Below are 19,941 nucleotides of genomic sequence, written 5' to 3' on the forward strand. Positions count from 1 at the left end.
CGCCACAGAATTTGAAATCTGTGGCGTTTTGGCGTTAAATCATAAGCTTTTCGTTTTTAAATTTATGACTAGTGGACAAACTGACAAGCACAAAAATAAAGAAGGATGCGACAATTGGTATTGTGACTGTATGCATACCAAAGACAGAAGGATAAAACCGATCAATCATAATGTACAACAACATGCCTGTAATCATCGACGCAATCGCTCCGTATTTATTCGCTTTTTTCCAATACAATCCTAAAACGACTGTCCAAATAAAGACAGCCTCTAGTCCACCAAAGGCAAATAAGTTCAACCAAACTAATAAATCAGGTGGATTGAGTGCAAAGATGACAACCGCTAGGCCTATGACTGTTGTTACAATAAAGCTTGCACGCTTTATCTCTGCATCACTAGCTTTCGGCTTCATATAATTTAAATAGATGTCTTTGACAACTGTAGAGCTGACAAGCATTAGTAAAGCATTAACCGTTGACATTGTCGCAGCCATTGGTGCAGCTAAAACGATTCCTGCTAAAAATGGCGGTAATACCTTCAATGTCAGGAGCGGCATGACTTTATCACCAATTTCAATGCCAGGTATGACAGGTCGGGCTAACACCCCAATTAAATGCATGCCAAACATGATTGTCCCTATGGCAATCGTGCCAATAAGAATCGCTTGATGCATACTTTTGGAATCCTTATAGCTCATCGCACGAACCGCAATTTGCGGAAGTCCTACAACCCCTACACCGATGAGAATCCAAAATGTCGAGACATACAAAGGTGTTAAATCTCCTTGTGCGCCAAATGGTGACACAAAGTCAGGATTTTCAGCAACCAGTGAGGCCATTATATTGTCGATGCCTCCACCTGCCACAATCGTGCCGATTAATAAAATTATTGTACCAATCACCATAATGGAACCTTGGACCGTATCTGTTAGCGCAACCGCACGGAAACCTCCAATAATCACATATACTAACACGGAAATCGCAAAAATAAACAGTGCTGCAGTGTAGCTTAAGCCAGTTAACGACTCAATTAAGCGTGCCCCCCCAACCCATTGAGCCATCATAGCCGAAAATAAGAAAACAATGATGCTAATGGCTGATAAAATAACAATGACATGGCTTTTGTAGCGTTCGCGTAAAAAGTCGATTAACGTAATGGCCTGGTAACGACGAGCAATAATGGCGAATTTTTTCCCTAATATCATGAGCACAAAATAACCTGCTGGTAGCTGAGCCATTGCCAGTAATACCCACCCAAGTCCTTTTGTATAGGCTACACCCGGTCCTCCGATAAAACTACTCGCACTGCCATATGTAGCAATCATCGTCATCGCAAGGATAAAACCACCCATTTCACGACCACCTAGGAAATACTCCTGTAGGAATGAATTAGAGGAGCGTACATGCTTATTGGCCCAAATACCGATTCCAAATATAATAATTAAAAATAATAGCAATGGAAATACAACTTGCCAATGCATTAGCGATCCACCTCCTCATCATCAAATGGTACCTCTTTGAAAAAGAGTTTCATCACAATCCAGATAAGAAGGATCATAAAACCTGTCCCAGCGATACAGCTATAGAAAAACCAGGCAGGAAAACCAAATACATACGTGTAATTTTTTGGATCTCCTGAACCTAATCCATAGGCAAAGCCAAACCAAATCGCAAAGTTGACAAGGACGAGTCCAATTCCGATAAGCGCCTCTCGATGCGCTATTTTAAAGCGTTGATCTTTCACATGTAATCCCCCTTACCTACTCTATTTTACTGATATGTCGGTCTGATGGGAAGAGATGTGAATAAATAAGGGTAAGTTATATAGAAATGATTTTGTTATACTAAGTAAAATGTAAGGAGAAAAAAGTTGGCTGATTCTGACGTTTTTCACACAAACCTAACTTTCCCTCACAATTATGTAGACATCTAAAACAAACTGCTAATGGAAATATGTAAAAACCTTCGTCCATCTAGTTAGACGAAGGTTAGTTAGTTTATAATGGTCGCTTTGCCCAAGGTTGAAGCGTCCCGACGATATGAATAGGTGGATCCTGTTGAATGGCAACAATGACACCTTGCGATATTTCCTCATGCGTCAGCCATCTCGCATGACCTTCTTCCATCATAAAACTTGTCTTTATTGCAAACGAGCATGGAGCTTCAATTGCCCTGTTCCACCAATAACTAATGCGTGGGCCATTTATGTGTCCCTCTCTTATTTCGGATTTAGAAAGACTAGCGTATCTTCCTTCTCATCATACTTAACAGATAGATGAGTCGACAAGCCTATACAATGCCTTTTTATCGATTTTACCAACGCTTGTTTTCGGTAGTTCGTCTAAGAAAATCATTTGTTTTGGAATCTTATAACGACCTAATTGTTGATGACATAGCTCATTAAGATCATCTAATAGAGAGGCTACCTGATGGGGACAAACAATAAAAGCTGTCACGATCTCACCCCAATAGTCATCACCTACACCAATCACGGCCACCTCCCGCACATCTGGATGCCGTAGTAGACATTGTTCTACTTCCTGAGGATAGATATTTTCACCACCTGAAATAATCATTTCTTTTCTACGCCCAACGATATAAAAATCGCCATCCGCATCCATCATCGCTAAATCCCCTGTTTTCAACCAGCCATCTTGCAGGATATTGGCGGTTTCTTGCTTGTTATTCCAGTAAAAGCGAAACATATGCTTCCCTCTTACCAATAGCTCTCCTACTTCTCCAGGTGCACAACTTTTTCCTGTAAGATTGATGATTTTCGCTTCATTGAATTGCATACTTTTCCCGACAGCCCCCTTTTTTGCATAGGCACGCTCTCGGTCAATATAAAAATTATTGGGTCCTGCTTCTGTTAAACCATATCCCTCTTTAAAAAATAATCCCTTATTATAAAAAGCATCATAAATAGGATGAGGGCACGGGGCACCGCCAGATAAAAATACCTTCATAGAAGGAAATTGATTTTCCTGAAAATACTTCGTAGCAATCATTGCTTGATACATGGTTGGCACAAAAAGCGAAATGGTCGTTTGATATTGGTTCGTTGCTTGGAGAGCCTCTTCTGCATCAAATTTATCGCCAATAATGACGGTTCCTCCCGCCATCAGTAAGGGAATGCATAAAGCATTTAAGCCACCAGTATGAAACATCGGCATATAATTTAATGTCCGATCTTGAGCATGTAGACCCCAGCTAATAATAGTATTCATGGCATTCCAATTGACCGACAAAAAGGATAGCACTACCCCCTTTGGCTGACCCGTCGTGCCTCCTGTATAAATCATTAACCACGGATCATCCACATCCACGTCTTGCCTACTTGGTTGTATCTCCTTCTCATGCTGGCTAACGTGAAGTGAAAACATTTTTTCTAAAACCAAGGGACAATGACTATCCTCTTCGTATAATAGGATAGCAGGGGTCGCATCCGCCAAAATTTGTGTTAGCTCCTCCTTGCTTAAGCGCCAATTTAACGGTACATAAATGAGCCCACGTAGCCCACAGGCAAATAAAACAGCAAACAATTGGATATGATTTTTCGCAAAAACAGCGACTCTACTTCCTTTTTGTAGCTGCTGACGCTCGAAAAATTGACTCCATTTGCCGATTTCCTCAGATAATTGCTGGTAGGTCCATTGCTCCTTTGATGTTAAATTAATCAAGGCGATGTGGTGAGGTGTTAAAGCTGCACGTTTTAAAATCCATTCTTGCTCAACAAACATCTTGACTACCCCCTATCACATCATAATTGCGCCATCCACATGCAGAGTATGCCCATGAACGTAGGAGGCCTCATCAGATGCTAAAAATAAATAGGCATTGGCAATATCACGTGGTGTCCCTAAACGTTGTAGGGGGACGATTGATCGCATTTGAGCCAAAATATTTTCAGGCATTTTTTTGACCATATCTGTTTCTGTAAAGCCAGGTGCCACTGCATTAACATTAATCCCCTTACGCCCTAATTCCTTCGCCCATGTTTTTGTCATACCTACAATCGCTGCTTTTGTCGCTGCATAATTGGTTTGACCAACATTGCCATATACTCCACTAACTGAGGATGTATTTATAATTTTGCCTCCACCTGCTGCCGCCATATAGGGAATGACCTCCTGTGTACAATGGAAGACACCTGTCAAATTGACATCTAGCACCTGCTGAAATTGATCCTCCGTCATTTTTGTCAGCATGGCGTCTCGTGTAATCCCCGCATTATTCACTAAAATATCAATCCGTCCTGCCTGTTCGATCACTGCCGTCACCAGCTGTTTAACGCTCTCTCTACTTGCAACATCTACTTGTATAAATACAGCATTTTCACCTAGTTGTTGTGCTGCTAGAATGCCTGCTTTATCGTCAAAATCGGCGATAAACACCCATGCCCCCTCCTCGATAAAACGTTCAGCAGCCGCATAGCCAATACCATTTGCAGCCCCAGTAATGATAGCCACTTTATTGTTCAAACGCATACTGTCTTCCTCCAATTTCTAAAAAAGCTTCAATTTCAGCTGTCAATTGTGCTAAATCATCGATTAACGGTGAATGCCCACAGTCTTTTAGACCTACAAACTGTGCTGTTTTGCCTAAATCCTGTAATAACTCTGCATTCATTTCCTCTGTAATCACCAAATCACGATCCCCTCGTAGCACTAAAATTGGGATATGAAGCAACATGGCCTCCCGAGAGCCTTTTGCCACCTCATTATCAACAGCGCTTATGTTAAATGTATTGAGCGCATGATATACTTCTGCTAAATTGCGCTGTGTAAGCATATCCTCTACATATTCTTCATATTTTCCTTCGTTTGGTCGATGATGCGTATAAATTAATGCATTCCATATAGACTGTAAGCCTTCCGCATTTTTTTCATCGTAGAAGCCTTGAATAAGCTTTGTTTTGGATGTATCCACCAATACCTCCTCATAATGATAGGCTCGCTTAAAGGAGTCTGGATTGCCTGTTCCTAAATCCGTGTAAAATGGATAGCCACGTGTAGAAGCAGACGCAAGTAAAATCAGTCTTTGACAGTATCCTGGATAATTTGCTGCAAACTGCATACAGACAGCTCCACCTGTTGACCAACCAATCATATCAAAGCTTTGCAGTTGTAGTGCATCCACAAATAGCTTGACATCATCACTAAAATCTTTAATAGCTGTGATTGGCTTAAGATAGGATGATTCACCAAAACCACGTAAATCTATCGCGTAAATGGTGTATTTGTCGTCTAAAGCATCCATCAGAATATCCCAATGCTTAGAAGATGTCATATTGCCATGTACTAACACTAAAGGATGACCTCCACCTGATCGCTTGCGATAGGCCATTGTCTCTCCATTTGCTAGTTGAATCGTTTTTACCATGCCATTTCCCCCTTATCCCCAACGTATTGTGATAGCGCCCCATACATAGCCAATGCCAGCACTAACAAGCGTCACAATATCGCCTGCTTGAATTTGATGTTGCTCCTGTGCTAGCTGTAGGGACAATATTTGATCGATCTGACCTATATGTCCATAGTCTTGCAAATAAATAGACTGCTCCTGCTGTAAGCCAAGCTCCGTTAAAATATAATCATGTGCAGATCTTTTCATGTGCAACATCGCTAAATAATCTAGCTGATCGTCACTGTATCCACTTTTCGCTAAAGAACTGCGAATGACCTTCAAAAAATTGCTTAAAGATTTTTGTTCTAGCCGCTCCTTCATCCCAATGGGGTCCAAAACGTCAAGCTTATATAAATTTTCGGTTAAATGGGTTGGGGTTAATGGATTTTTCGTTCCCCCGACTGGCACGACTACATCCTCTGAGAAAGAACCATCCGTTATAATATCTGTCTCTAGTAGCAGATTTTTTTCATAGTTTTTTTGTAATAACATGGCGCCTCCACCAGCCGCTAAATTGTACATAAAGCGCGTTCGTGGATTGCTGTAATCGATAAAATCAACATTGCGATAACCACCTGCTAACAGAATGGTTCGTATCGTGTCATCTGAAGCCATTAGGCTTTTCGCCACTTTCAACGCCATGATTGTTGTGCCGCAGCGTAATTGCACATCAAATGCCCATGCATTCACTGCACCAAGCTCCTCCTGCATTTTAATGGAGGCTGTCCAGAGTGGATATTCCTTATGTTCCTCCCCCATATAGATGACAACATCAATATCCTTAGGGTCTATATTCGCTTTTTGAATCGCCTCCTGTGCTGCCCAGATGCCCATTTGCACTGTATGATCAGACTTATCAGGGATTGGCTTTTCATGAATGCCCATTTTTTGACGGATAATGTCCTCAGGAATATTGGAAACAGCCGCAATTTCCTGCGATGTCATCTTCTGTTGAGGTAGATAAATACCCGTACTTACAATACCAACTGTCATTCAAATCGCTCCTTTTCCTGAGGCAGGGGACCTGTTGTTTTTCGTTGCTTTAGCCTTCCTCGCCACTTCCAAAAGAGCAATCTTAATGAGCCAATAATACCTTTTGGGAAGAAAATAACGGCTAAAATATAGAGAATCCCGAAGAAGATAATCCAACGTTCAAAAATAGGATAATCTCGTGCAAGCCCCGACAGTGCATGTTGCGCATATTCAATGACCGCCGAGCCTAATAACGGCCCCACTAAAGTACCAACCCCACCGATAATCGTCATTAACAATGCATCCAGCGTAATATCCATGGCCATCACACTCGTGTTAACGAAGCGCAATGACACTGCATATAAGGAGCCAGCAAAACTTGCTACAATGCCTGCCACAACTGAGGCAATGACTTTATAGTGCAACGTATTAAAGCCTAATGATTTCGTCCGCTGTTCATTTTCACGAACGGCAATTAAAATACGGCCTGTTGGTGAATTAACAAAGCGGTAGAGCGCCAAAAAGATGACAACCAAGCTTGCTAGCACAAAGAAATAGAAGGTCATTCGATCTCTAAATAGATCAGGTGCTCTGAATGTAAAGCCATCATTGCCATACGTAACAGAGCGCCACTTTTCAGCTAAGACTAAAAATAACCCCGAAAAGGCTAGCGTCAGCATCGCAAAAAAATGACTTTTTAAGCGTAAGGTTAATAAACCTACTAAAAAGCTAATGAAGCCTGCTAGTACCATACCAATCACGATGGACAGTACAAAGATCAAGAGTGTGTGATCCATCTGCTTAAGCATGACTGCTGTTGTGTAGGCACCAATGCCGAAGAACATGGCGTGCCCAAAGGAGACGATGCCTGTATAGCCTAGTAAAATATCATAGCTCATTGCCAATATCCCAAAAATAAAGATTTGTGTGAGTAAAATAAGTAGTGTCCTTGAATCATTGACAAAAGGAAGGATAATAAAAATGACAAGTAACAGGAAAAAAGCGAAAGTACGTAAAGATATTTTGTTGTTCATGATGTCCGCTCCTTTCGCATCGCAAACAGCCCCTGAGGACGGAAAATTAAAACGATGGCCATTAAAATCATATTGACCGCCAGTGACAGCACAGGGACATAATAAGCCATAAAGCTACCTGCTAGCCCTACTAAAATCGCTGCAAGCAAGGAGCCGGAAAAACTACCCATACCGCCAATTACCACAACAATAAAGCCTAAAATGGCATACTCCATGCCCATCTCCGCATAAATCACACCTGAATAGGGAGCCATCAACATTCCACTAAGTGCCGCCAGAGCAGCGCCCACCATAAAGACGTATAAAAATACACGCTTAATATGAATACCGAGAGCCTGCGCCATTTCCTTATCCTGCACCCCAGCCCGAACGATCAAGCCAATCTTCGTACGCTTCAGCATGTATTGGAAAATACCAAAAATCACAAACCCTATGACAATAATAAATAAACGATATTTAATGATGATCACATCACCAATTTCCCAGCTACCTGCTAAATAACTTGGTGTTTTTACTGCCACCCCATTTGGTCCAAAGACCACCTTAATAAGCTCCTGCAACACGAGCATCAGCCCTAAGGTAATTAAAATTTGCTGAATATGATTGCCGTAAACAGGCGTAATAATGAATTTCTCTGTCAGCAGTCCAAGCAACGCTCCGGTCACAATCGCGCCTATAATCCCAACGATAAAACTTTCTGTCAACATATAGGTAAAGATGCCCGCATAGGCCCCCCAAACAAAGAGCCCACCATGCGCAAAATTCAATACATCCATTAAACCGAAAATTAATGTCAAACCAGCTGCTAGCAGAAAAATTAACATCCCAGTGGCCAAGCCATTAATGATTAAATTGACCAATAGCTCCAATGATAGTCACCCCCCTCTATCCAATGCCAAGATACTTGCGTTTTAGCTCTTCATCATCAATCAAATCCTGCATATTGCCCGAATTTACTGTTCTACCATCATCGATTAATGTATAGGTATCACCAATTCGACTAGCCATTATAAAGTTTTGCTCCACTAGAACAATGGACGTTTTCTTTTTCATTTCCACAATCGCTTCCATCACTTTTTCCACAACTATCGGAGCAAGTCCCTTGGAAGGCTCATCTATCAATATTAATTGGCTATCATTGATAAAGGCTCTTGCCATGGACAGCATTTGCTTTTGACCACCCGATAAATGCCCACCAGCCTTTTTCCAAAACTTCTTTAAGTCAGGAAACAGCTCTAGCACATATTGCTGTCTCTCTAATGTGGCTGTATCCTCCTTGCGCATCGCTACCTTCATGTTTTCCTCTACCGTTAAATCTGCAAAAATCCCTTGATTTTCAGGTACATAGCCGATTCCTAATTTCGCCACCTTATAGGTAGGACTTTTTTTAATCGATTGGGAGTGAAAGGCAATGTCACCCTTTGTTGCAGGCGTTAAACCCATTATTGTTTTCAGGGTGGTCGTTTTCCCTGCGCCATTGCGTCCGAGCAGTACAGTAACCTGCCCCTCCTTCGCTTCAAAATTAACGCCCTGCAAAATATGATATTGACCAATATGCGTGTGAACCTCATTTAATGTCAGTAAGGTGGTCATCGTACAGCCCTCCTAAATATGCATGTTGCACAGTATCATTATTCATAATTTCTTCTGGTGAGCCATCTGCTAATAGCTGACCATTGAACAACACCATAATAGAATCCGATAAATCCAAAATCATATCCATTTTGTGTTCAATGAGCAAAATGGTTTTATCCCCCTGCTGTTTTATGCTTCGAATAATTTCTAAAATCGTAGGTACTTCCTCTAATGACATACCTGCAGTTGGTTCATCGAGCAGTAGAATTTCTGTATCTAACGCGAGTAGCATGGCAATCTCAAGCTTTCTTTTCTCTCCATGGGATAGCATTGTTGTCAGGGCATCTCGTTTATTGTCGAGTAACACAAGTGCCAATAACTCCTCCGCTTTGTCCGTCATCGCCTGATAGCTTTTGTAATGGCGGAATAGCTGATAACGAATTCTCTCCTTGGATTGAACGGCTAAACGAACATTTTCGAGAACCGTTAAGTTTGGAAAAACATTGGTAATCTGAAAAGATCGTCCCAATCCCATTCGAGTTCTTTCAATGGCCGACTTTTGTGCAAGTGATTGCCCTTTAAAATAAACATCACCCGCAGTTGGCTTTAGCTCACCACTAATCAAATTAAAGAAGGTTGTTTTCCCAGCACCATTCGGCCCAATAATGGACTTTAAATGCTTCTCAGGCATTTGAAAATTAACGCCATCTACAGCCGTATGTCCCCCAAAACGAATTGTTAAATTATCTGTATATAATATAGGCTCCATTCTCTACTCCCTTCCTTCTCACATTTATGTAGAGAGACAGCTATGCTGCCTCTCAATTCTTTAATTCATAACGGGCGGTGCTGTCTCTTCAGGACTAAGCTCCCGAATAAGTACTGGTACTGGATAATCCACATCATCTTGTTGCTCTAAGCGAATCGAATACATGGATTGTAGAGCCTGGTGATCCTCTTCACGGAATGTCATTGTCCCTTTTGGTGTTTCAAAGGACATACCTTCCATAACGTCGATTAACTTGTTGGCGTCTGCATCCCCATCCGATTGTTTCAATGCCTCCACAATAGCAATCGCCGCAGACATGCCGCCAGGCGTAAATAAGTCGGGCACTTCATTGAAACGTTTTTGATGTTCATCTACTAACCATTTATTGACATCATTTTGAGGAAGTGTATGATAATACACCGAGAAGCCTTCCATCCCAACCAATGGATTCATAAATTGAAGCGCAATAATATCTGGCGCACCCGTCGAAATTTTAATGCCCTTTTCTTGAATTTTAAGATCTGCAATTTGATTCCATGGTGAATTTGCTCCTGCCCAAACCACAAACAAATAGTCTGGCTTCGCATCAATCACCTTTTGCAAATTGGAAGTAAAATCTGTTGCAGCAGGATCTGCATACTCCTCTAGTACAATTTCAGCCCCTAATTTCTCCGCTGCCGTTTTAAAGGCATTCACACCATCCCAGCCAAACGAATAATCTGGCGCAAATGTAGCAATCTTCACACCTTTGCCTGCAATAGCCGCTGCTGCCGCATAGGCATCCTGTGATGAATTACGACCTGTTCGGAAAATATACTCATTGAACTCTGAACCTGTAATACTGTCAGCCACTGCAGGCTCTACCACCATAATTTTTTCATACTCCTCGGCAAGCGGTAGAACAGCAAGCGTATCACCCGAGCTTGAAGAGCCGACTAAAAAATCAACCTGATCATCTTCTAAAAGCTTTGTCGCTTTTTGTACAGCCACCTCGGGCTTTGTTTCGGTATCCTCATATACAATTTCTATTTTCTTACCATTGACCTCCATCGTGCCGCCTGTTGCATACTCAATTCCTAAATCAAATCCTCGCTGCGTCTGCTTCCCATATGACTCAAGCGCCCCAGTTAACGATGCAAGCACACCAATCTTAATTGTGCCGCCTTCCGCAGTAACCGCCTTCGTCTCCCCATCAGAAGAATCCGCTTCCGTTGCACCCTCTTTCGTATCCCCATTACAAGCCACCAACACCACAGCCAACATCACTAAAAGAAACCAATACCACTGCTTCCTCATCCCATATCCCCCTTCAAAATAAGCTCCCTAGAAAGCGCTTTCTTGCTATGACAACACTATATAAAAGTCCAGTTACAAATTAGTTACAAGCTAGCTGGCTCAAATATAAGCCACCTAGCTCTGTCCCGAAAATGGAGCGAAGCAGAATGGCAACTAAACAACATTTCTTAAAACAAAAAGCAAGAATGTTTAGAAATCAACATTCTTGCTTTTTAGAGTCCACATCTATTTTTCTTATAATTTTTTTCTCATTCCCTACTGCATTTAATTGCAGTGATACATCGGATTCTTATTGCTCTTTTCCTTCTGCATAGCTTTATACCCCTAAATAAGATGACTTTTAATCGTACGCTTCATGATAACCATTCCTGTTTCAACATACTATACAATAATGAATCTCGCCAAACGCCGTCTTGCATTAGCATGTTTTCACGTAATATTCCTTCCTTTGACATTCCTATTTTCTCTAACACTTTGGATGATCCAATATTTCGAGGGTCGCAGGTTGCATAAATACGATGGAGCTTTAATGTTTCAAAGCCGAAAGTCATCATCAATTTAGCACTCTGCGTTGCTATTCCCTTACCCCAATAATCAGGGTTCACGATATAGCCAATCTCCCCGACTTCATTTACAAAATCCCTAATCATGATTTCTACCGCACCTATTAATGTTTCTTGATGAATAATAGCAAAAACATATCGTTCCCTTGGTGTTTGTGTTGCTTCTTCGAGAGCATCCTGAATGAATTCTTTTGTATCCTCTTCTGAATTCGGTCCCCATGTTTGATACCTACAAACAACCTCCTGAGAGGCATATTTATGCACATCAACCCAGTCTTGCTGCCTAAATTCTCTTAAAAATAATTTATCATTTGCAAGTATCACTTTAATCCATCGCTCCCTCTACACGATTCAACCATTCACTCATCAGCTCGGTAAACAATTTAGGTTGCTCGATCTGCAAATTGTGGCCAGCTCTATCTAAAATGGCGAAGCTTGCTCTGGGAAACTTCTCTAGAAGTGAAAACGCGTCCTTATAGCCAACCACAGAATCTTGTTTACCCAGCAAAAAGAGACTTGGCTTATCAAAGGACTTTTCGTCAACGGTAAAGGAAAATCCGTAGCTTTGCTGAATTTTTTCTAAAAATGCCTGATCCGCTAGATTACACCCTGCCAACACCTCTGTTGAATAGCGCTCCCAATTATAGGCATCTAAGACAACTTGATTAGCCATAAAATCATCTTGCTCCTGCTGACTTAATGTTGATAAAAAAGCAGTATCTGCTTGTACAATACAATGCGGTGGCACCGTACGTTGTTCTTTTTCAGGAATGATGAGAGGACAAATAAAGGCAGTACCTAAAAGTTGATCCACTGATTTCCTCATAATACCGCGCGCTAAATAGCCACCATAAGATTCACCAACCAACAAGTACGATTCTTGTGGAATGATTGTGTGTATCAATTCGATAATCGCTTCTAGCATTTCATCCGAGTTCTGAATCGATGAATAGTCTGTTGTCTTCCCCATTCCTGGAAGATCCAGATAAATACGTTTCCACCCTTCACGTTCTTTAAATACAGGCTCCATACAGCCCTTCATCAAACGATGATCAGGAGAAAAACCATGTAGCATGATGATAGGTATCCCTGTTCCAATTATTTCGTAGTAAATTTTCGCTTTATTTGTCTGACAAAATGGCATTGTTGTTCCTCCAAATAGGTTACATTTTTTTCTAGTTTATATTAGACTACGACACTGTGGAGCGAGTTGACATGGTTTATGAGCGGCTCTACCCTTAATTAGAGCGCTTTGTCTACTCTTAGGAGCGGGCCTCCTCAATAGGAGGACTTTCATATTACTTAGGAACAGTTCAATACACTTCACTTAGCCTAAACAACACTGGCTAACCCATTATCAAGTCATAGACCGCCATGGTAGATTCCATCGGGGTTGTGTTAAGCTCCTGTTGTAATTGCTGAACACATTTTTCATACCATTTTAAGGCAAGAGAACGATTATGGAGCTGGTAGTGGCTGTACATGAGCAGGCGATACGCTTCTTCCCAGAGTGCATCCTCGCGTAGCATCTTTTCTGCGAAAAAAATGGCTTTTTTATATTGCTGTTGCCTTGTTGCATTTTGTGCTAGTCGTTCCAAGACTTCGATATATAAAAATTGTAGCTTTTCACGGTCCTGCGTTAGCCAGTCGATTTGCTTTTTTTCCGCATAGAGCGCATCCGTATAGCTCGCTTCCGCTAATAAGAGCCACTCGTTGGACAGCTGTGGATCAAATTCGTCGATTCCTAAGCTGTAATAATAGTGAAAGCGTTCAACATCAATTTGGAGAAAAGCAATATTTTGTAACTGATACATATTATTTTTCCGCTGAATGAAAAAGCTCTCTTGTCTTGCATGTCGTTGTGGCTCCAACACTTTGAGTAACGTATTTAAGACCACCTTAAAGTCTCGATCCAAGGACTCGACACTACGATCGGGCCATAATGCCTGTGCTATTTCTTCCTTTGGTGTAAAGCGATGGCGATGGCAGTAGAGGTACACGAATAATTCCTTCGATTTATCACGTTGCCATTCTTTGTCTTCCAGCTTTCGTTGTGTACGAATTACATGTAAACTTCCAAAAAGATTCATCTGTATTTCATCATGCGGATAACTAATACTATCCTCGACCTGAAAATGACTTTGCAATGCTAAGATAGCTGGATGCTCCATCTGGCATTTTTGACTAAATTGCAATAGCTCGTAAAAAACCATTCGATTGCTCGGACCAAGTATCGTTGGTCTTTGTAAGAAGTATTCATAGCCATTTGAAACACATAGTTGTGCAAACTGTTGAAAATACTGTTGAAACGGCTTCTTATTACACTCTTTCAGGGCAATCATTGATTGATAAAATAACACATGCATCAAGCCATTGCGATCACCGCACTCCTGAAATAGTTGCTGTGTCTTCTTTAATAATTGCTTCGCTCTCCCCATTTCTTGCTCAGTAAGGATGATTTTTACTTCTGCTAAAAGAATAAGCGCAGTCATCCAAGCATCTTGAACTTGCTCCGTTTCCTGTAAGCCCAGTGCTAAGTATTTCTTCGCCGCTACCATATCGCCTAACGAATGTTTGACAATGGCTAACCCCATATATGGCTCAGCCTTCACACGAGAAATATTAATGGCATTCATGAGGGTCAATGCTTTTTCATAGGCTTGACATGCCCCCTGATGATCTGGATAATCCATTAACAGCAGGGCATGAGCCTTTCTGATATAGCCAACCGCCTCTATGAAAATAGACTTCTCTTTTATTCCTCTTCGAATGCCATGTTGGGCAGCATACCAGGCTTCTTTGCCCTGACCTAACAATGCATAAACGAAAGCTGCCAGCAGTTCACTTTCGCGATGGGTTGCAACAAGCTGAGGCGGTAATTCAAGTCGCTGCGCTAATAACTCATTGGCCTCCCGTAGTTGTCCTGTTCGTAGTAAAACACGTACATCAACATTTGCTCGCTGTATGACATCCTCTGGCAATGCGACGTCCTCCATAAAGAGCTGTGCACCCTTGGCCTTCCCTAGATTCACTAAATTTTCAGCGTATTGCCGTTGAAGTTCTAGTAATTCCTCTTTGCGCAATGGTGTATGTTTCGCTAGCTCTAATGCTTTCTCGAGATATGGCTCTGCTAAAGCAGGTTGAATGGTGTCTAAGTAAATATGGGCTATCCCAGCTTGAGACTTTGTCATAAATAGGTGATCCCGCTGCTGCTGTGCGAGGATTGCACATTTTTCATAGGATTGTTTCGCTTTCTCATAATAAGCTCGGTAGCGATGACATTCACCCTCAAAATAATTTAATTTATAAAATTTATCTTTTTCCTGTATAGTGAATCGATTGATTTTATCTAGCAACCATTCAAATTGACCAGCCCGTACGATTGATTCTGCATGAAGCTGTAGGAGCTCTCCGCAAAAATGATGATCATTCGTTTTAAAGGCATGATACAGGACAGCTTGAATATTTTGATGTTCTACATAATACAATGCTGCTTGTTTATGAAGGTCCGCATGTTGTGTTGGATACTGTCGCCATTTCATTTCTAAAAATCGACTAAACAATGCATGAAAACGATAGTAGCCATCTGTTGTCACAGGTTGGATAAATAAATGACGCTGAGTTAATGCATTCAGCATTTGCGCAATCTCAGCGTCATAAAACGCTTTCAATAGCTCCGCAGAAAAGGTAGGAAAAATCGCCAATTTTAAGATGGTCTCCTGCTCAGTAGCAGTCATCCTACTATAAACTTCCTCTGATAAATATGTGAATAGCTCATTTGTGGGAATCGTCAGCCAATGATCTAGCGAAGCATGATGCCATTGCTCTGCCAATAAGGAAATGCTAATGGCCCAGCCTTCAGTGATCTCTAATACTTTTTTCATTTCAGCCTCGGATAAATGTACATCTACATATTCTTCAAAAAACACTGCAATCTCCTCAGTTGAAAATGCCAGTTCGTCCTCTTTTATAACGAGCCATCTTTTTTGTAGCTTTAATTTCCTCATAATATCCCAATTGGGTAGTGTTCTGGAAGCCAACATAAAATGAATGCTGGGTGGAGCAAATTCAATGATTTTTTCCATGAAATAATTAATAGGAAAAACATGATCTACTAGGTGAAAGTCGTCAATCACGATGAGAAGAGGCTCGTCTATATCGCAGAGGCAATTGACAAAAAGCTTATACCATCGATTGAGCTCATCCATTTTTGGAAAGCGCGATAATTGGTTCCACCCATCAAATGTATGACCAAAATTCGGTACGACGCGCTGTATACTAAAAAAGAGGTGCCTCAAAAAGGGTAATAAATTATCATCTTCATCAGAAATACTATACCAAGAAAACGTACTTGATTCGGTTGCAAGAAATTGAGTTAGAATGGTTGTTTTACCGTACCCTGCTCCACTATGCAAAAAAGTACAAGTATGATGACGAGTTTTCTTTAGCGTTCGTATTAGTGTTGCTCTATTAATGCAATGCGTGGATGGATTGGGCGCCATACATTTTGATTGAATAACAATATCTGCTGTCATATAAACATAACCTCCATATTTTGTAAGGTTACAAAAATTTCTACAAAAATTCAGATTATTAAATTATTGACAGTTTACCATATTTTTTATGTATTTTTATAGATTTTATCCCCATTTTTTGTTTGAGGAATGGAAGTAGAATTTAGTTTGTATTTTCTTCCTAATTTTTGTACTCTGTTATATTACTAAAATTTAGAAGGAAAGTGGCTAAATGAACCGCCTTTAAATATAGAGATTATACGAGTTCCGATTATAATGGAACTGCTTTACTGAGCGAAGGAATTTGAGTGAAGTATGGATATGTGGTTATTGCAATTCCAAAAGACTTAGTACCATTTATGAAAGAAAATTTAACAGTGGCAACTAGAAAGGCTATTCTTGCTATAAAGGAAGCATTACTTTTAGCAAAAAATTAGACTTAAAAAAATTCCCGATTATCAACTCAATGATAATCGGGATCATTAGCTACGTTTATAGTAATTCTTTACGTAATTCAGCAGCTGATTTTGGCGAAAGCAGGCTGAATGGGATATCAAATACTGTTTTCGCACCTTTATCACCCGCTTGACTTAAACGGTGTGCTGCACGTGCATAAGCCACTAATACACTAGATGTAAAGTTTGGATTACTGTCCAGTTTTAATGAGAATTCGAGAATTTGTTTATCGTTTGCACCACTGTCACCACTGCGAATGACAAAACCACCATGTGGCATACCAGTATGATTTGCTTTAAATTCATCTTCAGAAATGAAGTTCACTGTTGTGTCATATTCATCGAAATAGTTAGGCATTGTGACAATTTCTTGTTCAACCTTTGTTGCATCTGCACCTTCTTCTAATACAACCCAACATTCACGTGCATGTTTTTCACGTGTTGTTAGTTCAGGGTTTTCACCGTTACGAACTCGTTCTACCGCTTCTTTAATCGGTAATGTGTATTGAACAGCATTTTTTACGCCTTCAATACGACGAACAGCATCTGAATGTCCTTGACTTAGGCCATCGCCCCAGAATGTATATGTTGTACCAACTGGTAATACTGATTCTCCAAGTAGACGATTTAAAGAGAATAGACCTGGATCCCAACCAACTGAGATAACAGATACTTTACCAGATTTTTGTGCCGCTGCATCTACAGCATCGAAAAATTCAGGAATTTTCGCATGTGTATCGAAGCTATCAATTGTATTAAACCATTGTGCAAAATGTGGACCTTGCTCTGGTAAATCTGTTGCAGAACCACCACATAAAATCATAACATCAATGTCGTTTTGGAATTTTTCAGCGTCATCTACTAAATATACGCTCGCATTGCTTGCTACGTTTACTGTTGAAGGATCACGTCGTGTGAACACTGCTACTAATTCCATATCTGGATTTTGTGAAATGGCATACTCCACACCACGTCCTAAATTTCCATATCCTACAATACCTACTCGAATTGCACTCATTAAAAATTCCTCCTAACGATTTCGCGACTTTGTGAAAACTTTCACGTTAAATCTAATTACAATAATACTTCGTGTTAGAAAAATTCACAATAGTTTGAGTATGAGTTTTTTAAAAAGAATTTATATCAGTTTTCTATGGTTTATATCCCATAACGGTATGAATACGGTTACAAATTACTAAATCTTCCATGTACCTTAAAGTTATTGTAAAAGCCTTGTAAATAACGGCTATTTTCCCATCTAGTCTTGTACAATAAATGTAACGACAAAAGGGGGCATGTTGAATGAAAAGTACTGGTTACTCATCAAGCACAGCATTGGCACAAGGAGAACTACTTGCATTCCATATGACACAAAACTCAATGAACAAGCATAGTGAATCGATACAAAGTGGCAGTAAGCAACAAGGAGATTATCTAACAAATAATCATTTATGTATCGGTGTTTTACCTTTTGACGTTTTAGAAAACATCCCTGACCTCTCCATCCAAAAAAACAAGGTAAATGAAGTGGACTTTTACCATAGTGGAAAGGATATCGCTCGCTGGTTCATTAAAAAAAGTGAATACAACAAAAACGGATTTGACTTCATCTAAAGAAGTCAAATCCATTTTCAATTTATAGCTTATAAAACTGAATTAATTCCTCTAGTTGATCGGCTGTTCGGGTTAACTGATCTGCACTGCTCGTAACAACTTGAAGCGAGCTACTGGATTGTTCTGCTGATGCGGCAGTTTCCTCCACACTCGCTGCAGCCTCCTCTGTTACAGCAGCTATTTCCTCAATCATTTTACTTACACTTTCACTATCCCTCATGACGATTTCAATTCTTTCAGATGTATCTTGAATAGTAATCGTCACCATTTTAACAGCTTCATTAATATTTTCAAAGGTATGCCCGGTCATTTTCATTTGCTCTGAACCCCTTGCGACTTCTACATACCCCTTTTGCAGAAAATTTGTTACCGTGTTGGTTTCTTGTTGTATTTTCTCCACAATGCCTGTAATTTCCACTACAGAATAGGAAACTTGTGTTGCCAATTTCTTTACTTCCTCTGCAACGACAGCAAAGCCTTTTCCAGCATCACCTGCACGAGCCGCTTCAATTGCAGCATTCAACGCTAATAAATTCGTTTGGTCAGAAATCTCTCGAATCACAGTGACAAGCTGATTAATTTCTTGAGACTGCTTTTCTAAATTGTTGACATTTGTTACTGTCCCCTCAAATACCTCATGGATGATGGACATTTGTAACAAGGATTGATCCATTAACTCTTTTCCCTGACCAGTCATCTCTAATATGTCATGTGACTTCTGAAATATATGCTGACCATTTTCATTCATTTCACAAATATTTTTAGAAAATATCTCCATTTTAGAAACCATTTCACTTGCTAAATTTGCTTGTGCTTCGGTACCTGAGGCAAGTTCTATCATCGTTTCAGTTATCTGCTCTGATCCATTAAATACATCCTTTACAGATTGTGCAATATAGCCAATTTGTTGATGTAATTCCTTCGCAGATACTTTTACCTGCTGCAATAACTGATTATTATTTTCACTAACAAAATTAGATGCCTTCATCAGTTCTGCCACTTCATCTTGAAATTTAACTTTTAATGGTGGATCAGTTAAATCACCTTCAGCAATTTTTTGTAAACGTTTCATAACCAATTTGATAGGTTTCACTATACCATTTGTTACAAATAGGGCAATAATAATTCCTGTTAGAACTATCAGAATAGTGAAAATTGAGTTGAATTGAATATTTTTATTACCTATTTCAATCACTTGGATACCTTGTTGTAATACCTCCTTTTTACGCTCGTCAGCCATAGCTGTAAAACCACTCATTAATTCTCTTGCGTAGTCTTGAGCCTCCCCATTTAAAATCGCTTCAGCTTGTTCGATTTTTCCTTGCTCAAAAAGCGGAAAAACATTTTCAACAATCATTTCATTCCATTTTCTTCCTAACAATAGAAGCTCCTCGGTCTTTGGAGATTCCGTTTGTTGTAGCAACTCTTCTTCTAGAATACTGGCTTGCTCAGCATATTTCTGAAACTCATTCTTATAAGAACTATCGCCTGTCAAAATATAGCCTCTAGCTAATGCAATTTTTTCTGCTGTGTTAAAGGCCATTGATTGATCCAGCATAAGCAATGGTAGCTGCTCTTGCATGATATGATCGGTATCTCTATGAATTTTTTTCATCGATTCAATGGTAAAAATAGAAAGAATGATCATTAGCAGTAAGACAAGCAAAAAACCAAATAAATTTTTCTGTCTTACTGATTTAAGTTTAATTATGCCCATCTTTATTCCTCCAGAAATGTTTAAAAA

The 19,941-nt window shown here is 40.1% G+C and carries 19 protein-coding genes; 2 read left to right on the forward strand and 17 right to left on the reverse strand.

The genetic code is table 11. From position 1 onward, the window contains the following. Positions 1-34 precede the first annotated feature (34 nt). The 15 genes from panF to LCP48_RS12710 form a co-directional block, all read right to left on the reverse strand. Positions 35-1,480 carry a sodium/pantothenate symporter gene (gene panF / locus LCP48_RS12645; protein ID WP_216486813.1) on the reverse strand — a complete coding sequence of 482 codons (1,446 nt, stop codon included), beginning with the start codon at positions 1,478-1,480 and terminating at the stop codon, positions 35-37. Continuing rightward, positions 1,480-1,743, reverse strand: coding sequence for a YhdT family protein (locus LCP48_RS12650; RefSeq protein ID WP_009371718.1), 264 nt, complete (start codon positions 1,741-1,743; stop codon positions 1,480-1,482). Before LCP48_RS12650 ends, panF begins: the two co-directional genes overlap by 1 nt. Positions 1,744-1,996: 253 nt before the next feature. Continuing rightward, positions 1,997-2,128 carry a Rossmann-fold NAD(P)-binding domain-containing protein gene (locus LCP48_RS23330; RefSeq protein WP_263643088.1) on the reverse strand — a complete coding sequence of 44 codons (132 nt, stop codon included), beginning with the start codon at positions 2,126-2,128 and terminating at the stop codon, positions 1,997-1,999. A gap of 135 nt (positions 2,129-2,263) precedes the next feature. Continuing rightward, complete coding sequence (locus LCP48_RS12655) at positions 2,264-3,739, reverse strand: class I adenylate-forming enzyme family protein (protein WP_216486811.1); 1,476 nt, start codon at positions 3,737-3,739, stop codon at positions 2,264-2,266. Positions 3,740-3,754: 15 nt separating this feature from the next. Continuing rightward, entirely contained in the window at positions 3,755-4,486 is a 732-nt protein-coding gene (gene fabG, locus LCP48_RS12660) for a 3-oxoacyl-ACP reductase FabG (protein ID WP_004227896.1), read from the reverse strand. Further along, complete coding sequence (phaZ, locus tag LCP48_RS12665; RefSeq protein ID WP_009371720.1) at positions 4,470-5,381, reverse strand: intracellular short-chain-length polyhydroxyalkanoate depolymerase; 912 nt, start codon at positions 5,379-5,381, stop codon at positions 4,470-4,472. The genes fabG and phaZ overlap by 17 nt, the downstream gene beginning before the upstream one ends. Positions 5,382-5,393: 12 nt before the next feature. Further along, on the reverse strand, positions 5,394-6,398 hold the full coding sequence (locus LCP48_RS12670; RefSeq protein ID WP_009371721.1) for a 3-oxoacyl-ACP synthase: 1,005 nt from the start codon (positions 6,396-6,398) through the stop codon (positions 5,394-5,396). Then, complete coding sequence (locus tag LCP48_RS12675) at positions 6,395-7,411, reverse strand: branched-chain amino acid ABC transporter permease (protein ID WP_004227890.1); 1,017 nt, start codon at positions 7,409-7,411, stop codon at positions 6,395-6,397. The genes LCP48_RS12670 and LCP48_RS12675 overlap by 4 nt, the downstream gene beginning before the upstream one ends. Then, positions 7,408-8,280, reverse strand: a complete 873-nt coding sequence (locus LCP48_RS12680) for a branched-chain amino acid ABC transporter permease (RefSeq protein ID WP_004227888.1) — start codon at positions 8,278-8,280, stop codon at positions 7,408-7,410. The genes LCP48_RS12675 and LCP48_RS12680 overlap by 4 nt, the downstream gene beginning before the upstream one ends. 16 nt (positions 8,281-8,296) lie before the next feature. Beyond that, positions 8,297-9,004: an ABC transporter ATP-binding protein gene (locus tag LCP48_RS12685; RefSeq protein ID WP_004227885.1), complete on the reverse strand. Its 708-nt coding sequence runs from the start codon at positions 9,002-9,004 to the stop codon at positions 8,297-8,299. Continuing rightward, positions 8,979-9,755 carry an ABC transporter ATP-binding protein gene (locus LCP48_RS12690; RefSeq protein ID WP_131520136.1) on the reverse strand — a complete coding sequence of 259 codons (777 nt, stop codon included), beginning with the start codon at positions 9,753-9,755 and terminating at the stop codon, positions 8,979-8,981. Before LCP48_RS12690 ends, LCP48_RS12685 begins: the two co-directional genes overlap by 26 nt. A 60-nt stretch (positions 9,756-9,815) precedes the next feature. Continuing rightward, positions 9,816-11,051, reverse strand: a complete 1,236-nt coding sequence (locus LCP48_RS12695; RefSeq protein WP_225340244.1) for a substrate-binding domain-containing protein — start codon at positions 11,049-11,051, stop codon at positions 9,816-9,818. A 353-nt stretch (positions 11,052-11,404) separates the two neighbouring features. Continuing rightward, a complete protein-coding gene (locus tag LCP48_RS12700; RefSeq protein ID WP_004227879.1) occupies positions 11,405-11,938 on the reverse strand; it encodes a GNAT family N-acetyltransferase in 534 nt (177 codons plus the stop codon). A gap of 1 nt (position 11,939) precedes the next feature. Further along, the gene (locus LCP48_RS12705) at positions 11,940-12,758 is read right to left on the reverse strand and encodes an alpha/beta fold hydrolase (RefSeq protein WP_004227877.1); all 819 of its coding nucleotides are present in this window, start codon (positions 12,756-12,758) and stop codon (positions 11,940-11,942) included. Between the two features lie 202 nt (positions 12,759-12,960). Next, on the reverse strand, positions 12,961-16,149 hold the full coding sequence (locus tag LCP48_RS12710; protein ID WP_225340245.1) for a winged helix-turn-helix domain-containing protein: 3,189 nt from the start codon (positions 16,147-16,149) through the stop codon (positions 12,961-12,963). Between the two features lie 287 nt (positions 16,150-16,436). Here LCP48_RS12710 and LCP48_RS23335 point away from each other — a divergent pair, with 287 nt between their 5' ends. Then, positions 16,437-16,565 (forward strand): hypothetical protein, encoded by a 129-nt coding sequence (locus tag LCP48_RS23335; protein ID WP_009371726.1) that lies wholly within the window; start codon positions 16,437-16,439, stop codon positions 16,563-16,565. 55 nt (positions 16,566-16,620) lie between these two features. Here LCP48_RS23335 and LCP48_RS12715 read toward each other — a convergent pair whose 3' ends face one another. Then, a complete protein-coding gene (locus tag LCP48_RS12715) occupies positions 16,621-17,601 on the reverse strand; it encodes a diaminopimelate dehydrogenase (protein ID WP_009371727.1) in 981 nt (326 codons plus the stop codon). Between the two features lie 284 nt (positions 17,602-17,885). Here LCP48_RS12715 and LCP48_RS12720 point away from each other — a divergent pair, with 284 nt between their 5' ends. Further along, entirely contained in the window at positions 17,886-18,197 is a 312-nt protein-coding gene (locus LCP48_RS12720; protein ID WP_004227864.1) for a hypothetical protein, read from the forward strand. A 22-nt stretch (positions 18,198-18,219) separates the two neighbouring features. On the opposite strand, the gene LCP48_RS12725 is transcribed toward LCP48_RS12720, so the two are convergent. After that, positions 18,220-19,914, reverse strand: coding sequence for a methyl-accepting chemotaxis protein (locus LCP48_RS12725; protein WP_009371729.1), 1,695 nt, complete (start codon positions 19,912-19,914; stop codon positions 18,220-18,222). Positions 19,915-19,941 lie beyond the last annotated feature (27 nt).

It is taken from the genome of Lysinibacillus capsici (genome assembly GCF_020217405.1).
In the GTDB taxonomy this organism is placed as follows: Bacteria; Bacillota; Bacilli; order Bacillales_A; family Planococcaceae; genus Lysinibacillus; species Lysinibacillus capsici.

Bases quoted from the DNA above. Each gene is read 5' to 3' on its own strand.
- phaZ (WP_009371720.1), bottom strand. From the start codon at position 5,381: ATGGTAAAAACGATTCAACTAGCAAATGGAGAGACAATGGCCTATCGC.
- LCP48_RS23330 (WP_263643088.1), bottom strand. From the start codon at position 2,128: ATGATGGAAGAAGGTCATGCGAGATGGCTGACGCATGAGGAAATATCG.
- LCP48_RS12720 (WP_004227864.1), top strand. From the start codon at position 17,886: ATGAAAAGTACTGGTTACTCATCAAGCACAGCATTGGCACAAGGAGAA.
- LCP48_RS12695 (WP_225340244.1), bottom strand. From the start codon at position 11,051: ATGAGGAAGCAGTGGTATTGGTTTCTTTTAGTGATGTTGGCTGTGGTG.
- fabG (WP_004227896.1), bottom strand. From the start codon at position 4,486: ATGCGTTTGAACAATAAAGTGGCTATCATTACTGGGGCTGCAAATGGT.
- LCP48_RS12725 (WP_009371729.1), bottom strand. From the start codon at position 19,914: ATGGGCATAATTAAACTTAAATCAGTAAGACAGAAAAATTTATTTGGT.
- LCP48_RS12685 (WP_004227885.1), bottom strand. From the start codon at position 9,004: ATGACCACCTTACTGACATTAAATGAGGTTCACACGCATATTGGTCAA.
- LCP48_RS12670 (WP_009371721.1), bottom strand. From the start codon at position 6,398: ATGACAGTTGGTATTGTAAGTACGGGTATTTATCTACCTCAACAGAAG.
- LCP48_RS12675 (WP_004227890.1), bottom strand. From the start codon at position 7,411: ATGAACAACAAAATATCTTTACGTACTTTCGCTTTTTTCCTGTTACTT.
- LCP48_RS12690 (WP_131520136.1), bottom strand. From the start codon at position 9,755: ATGGAGCCTATATTATATACAGATAATTTAACAATTCGTTTTGGGGGA.
- LCP48_RS12705 (WP_004227877.1), bottom strand. From the start codon at position 12,758: ATGCCATTTTGTCAGACAAATAAAGCGAAAATTTACTACGAAATAATT.
- panF (WP_216486813.1), bottom strand. From the start codon at position 1,480: ATGCATTGGCAAGTTGTATTTCCATTGCTATTATTTTTAATTATTATA.
- LCP48_RS12715 (WP_009371727.1), bottom strand. From the start codon at position 17,601: ATGAGTGCAATTCGAGTAGGTATTGTAGGATATGGAAATTTAGGACGT.
- LCP48_RS12655 (WP_216486811.1), bottom strand. From the start codon at position 3,739: ATGTTTGTTGAGCAAGAATGGATTTTAAAACGTGCAGCTTTAACACCT.
- LCP48_RS12710 (WP_225340245.1), bottom strand. From the start codon at position 16,149: ATGACAGCAGATATTGTTATTCAATCAAAATGTATGGCGCCCAATCCA.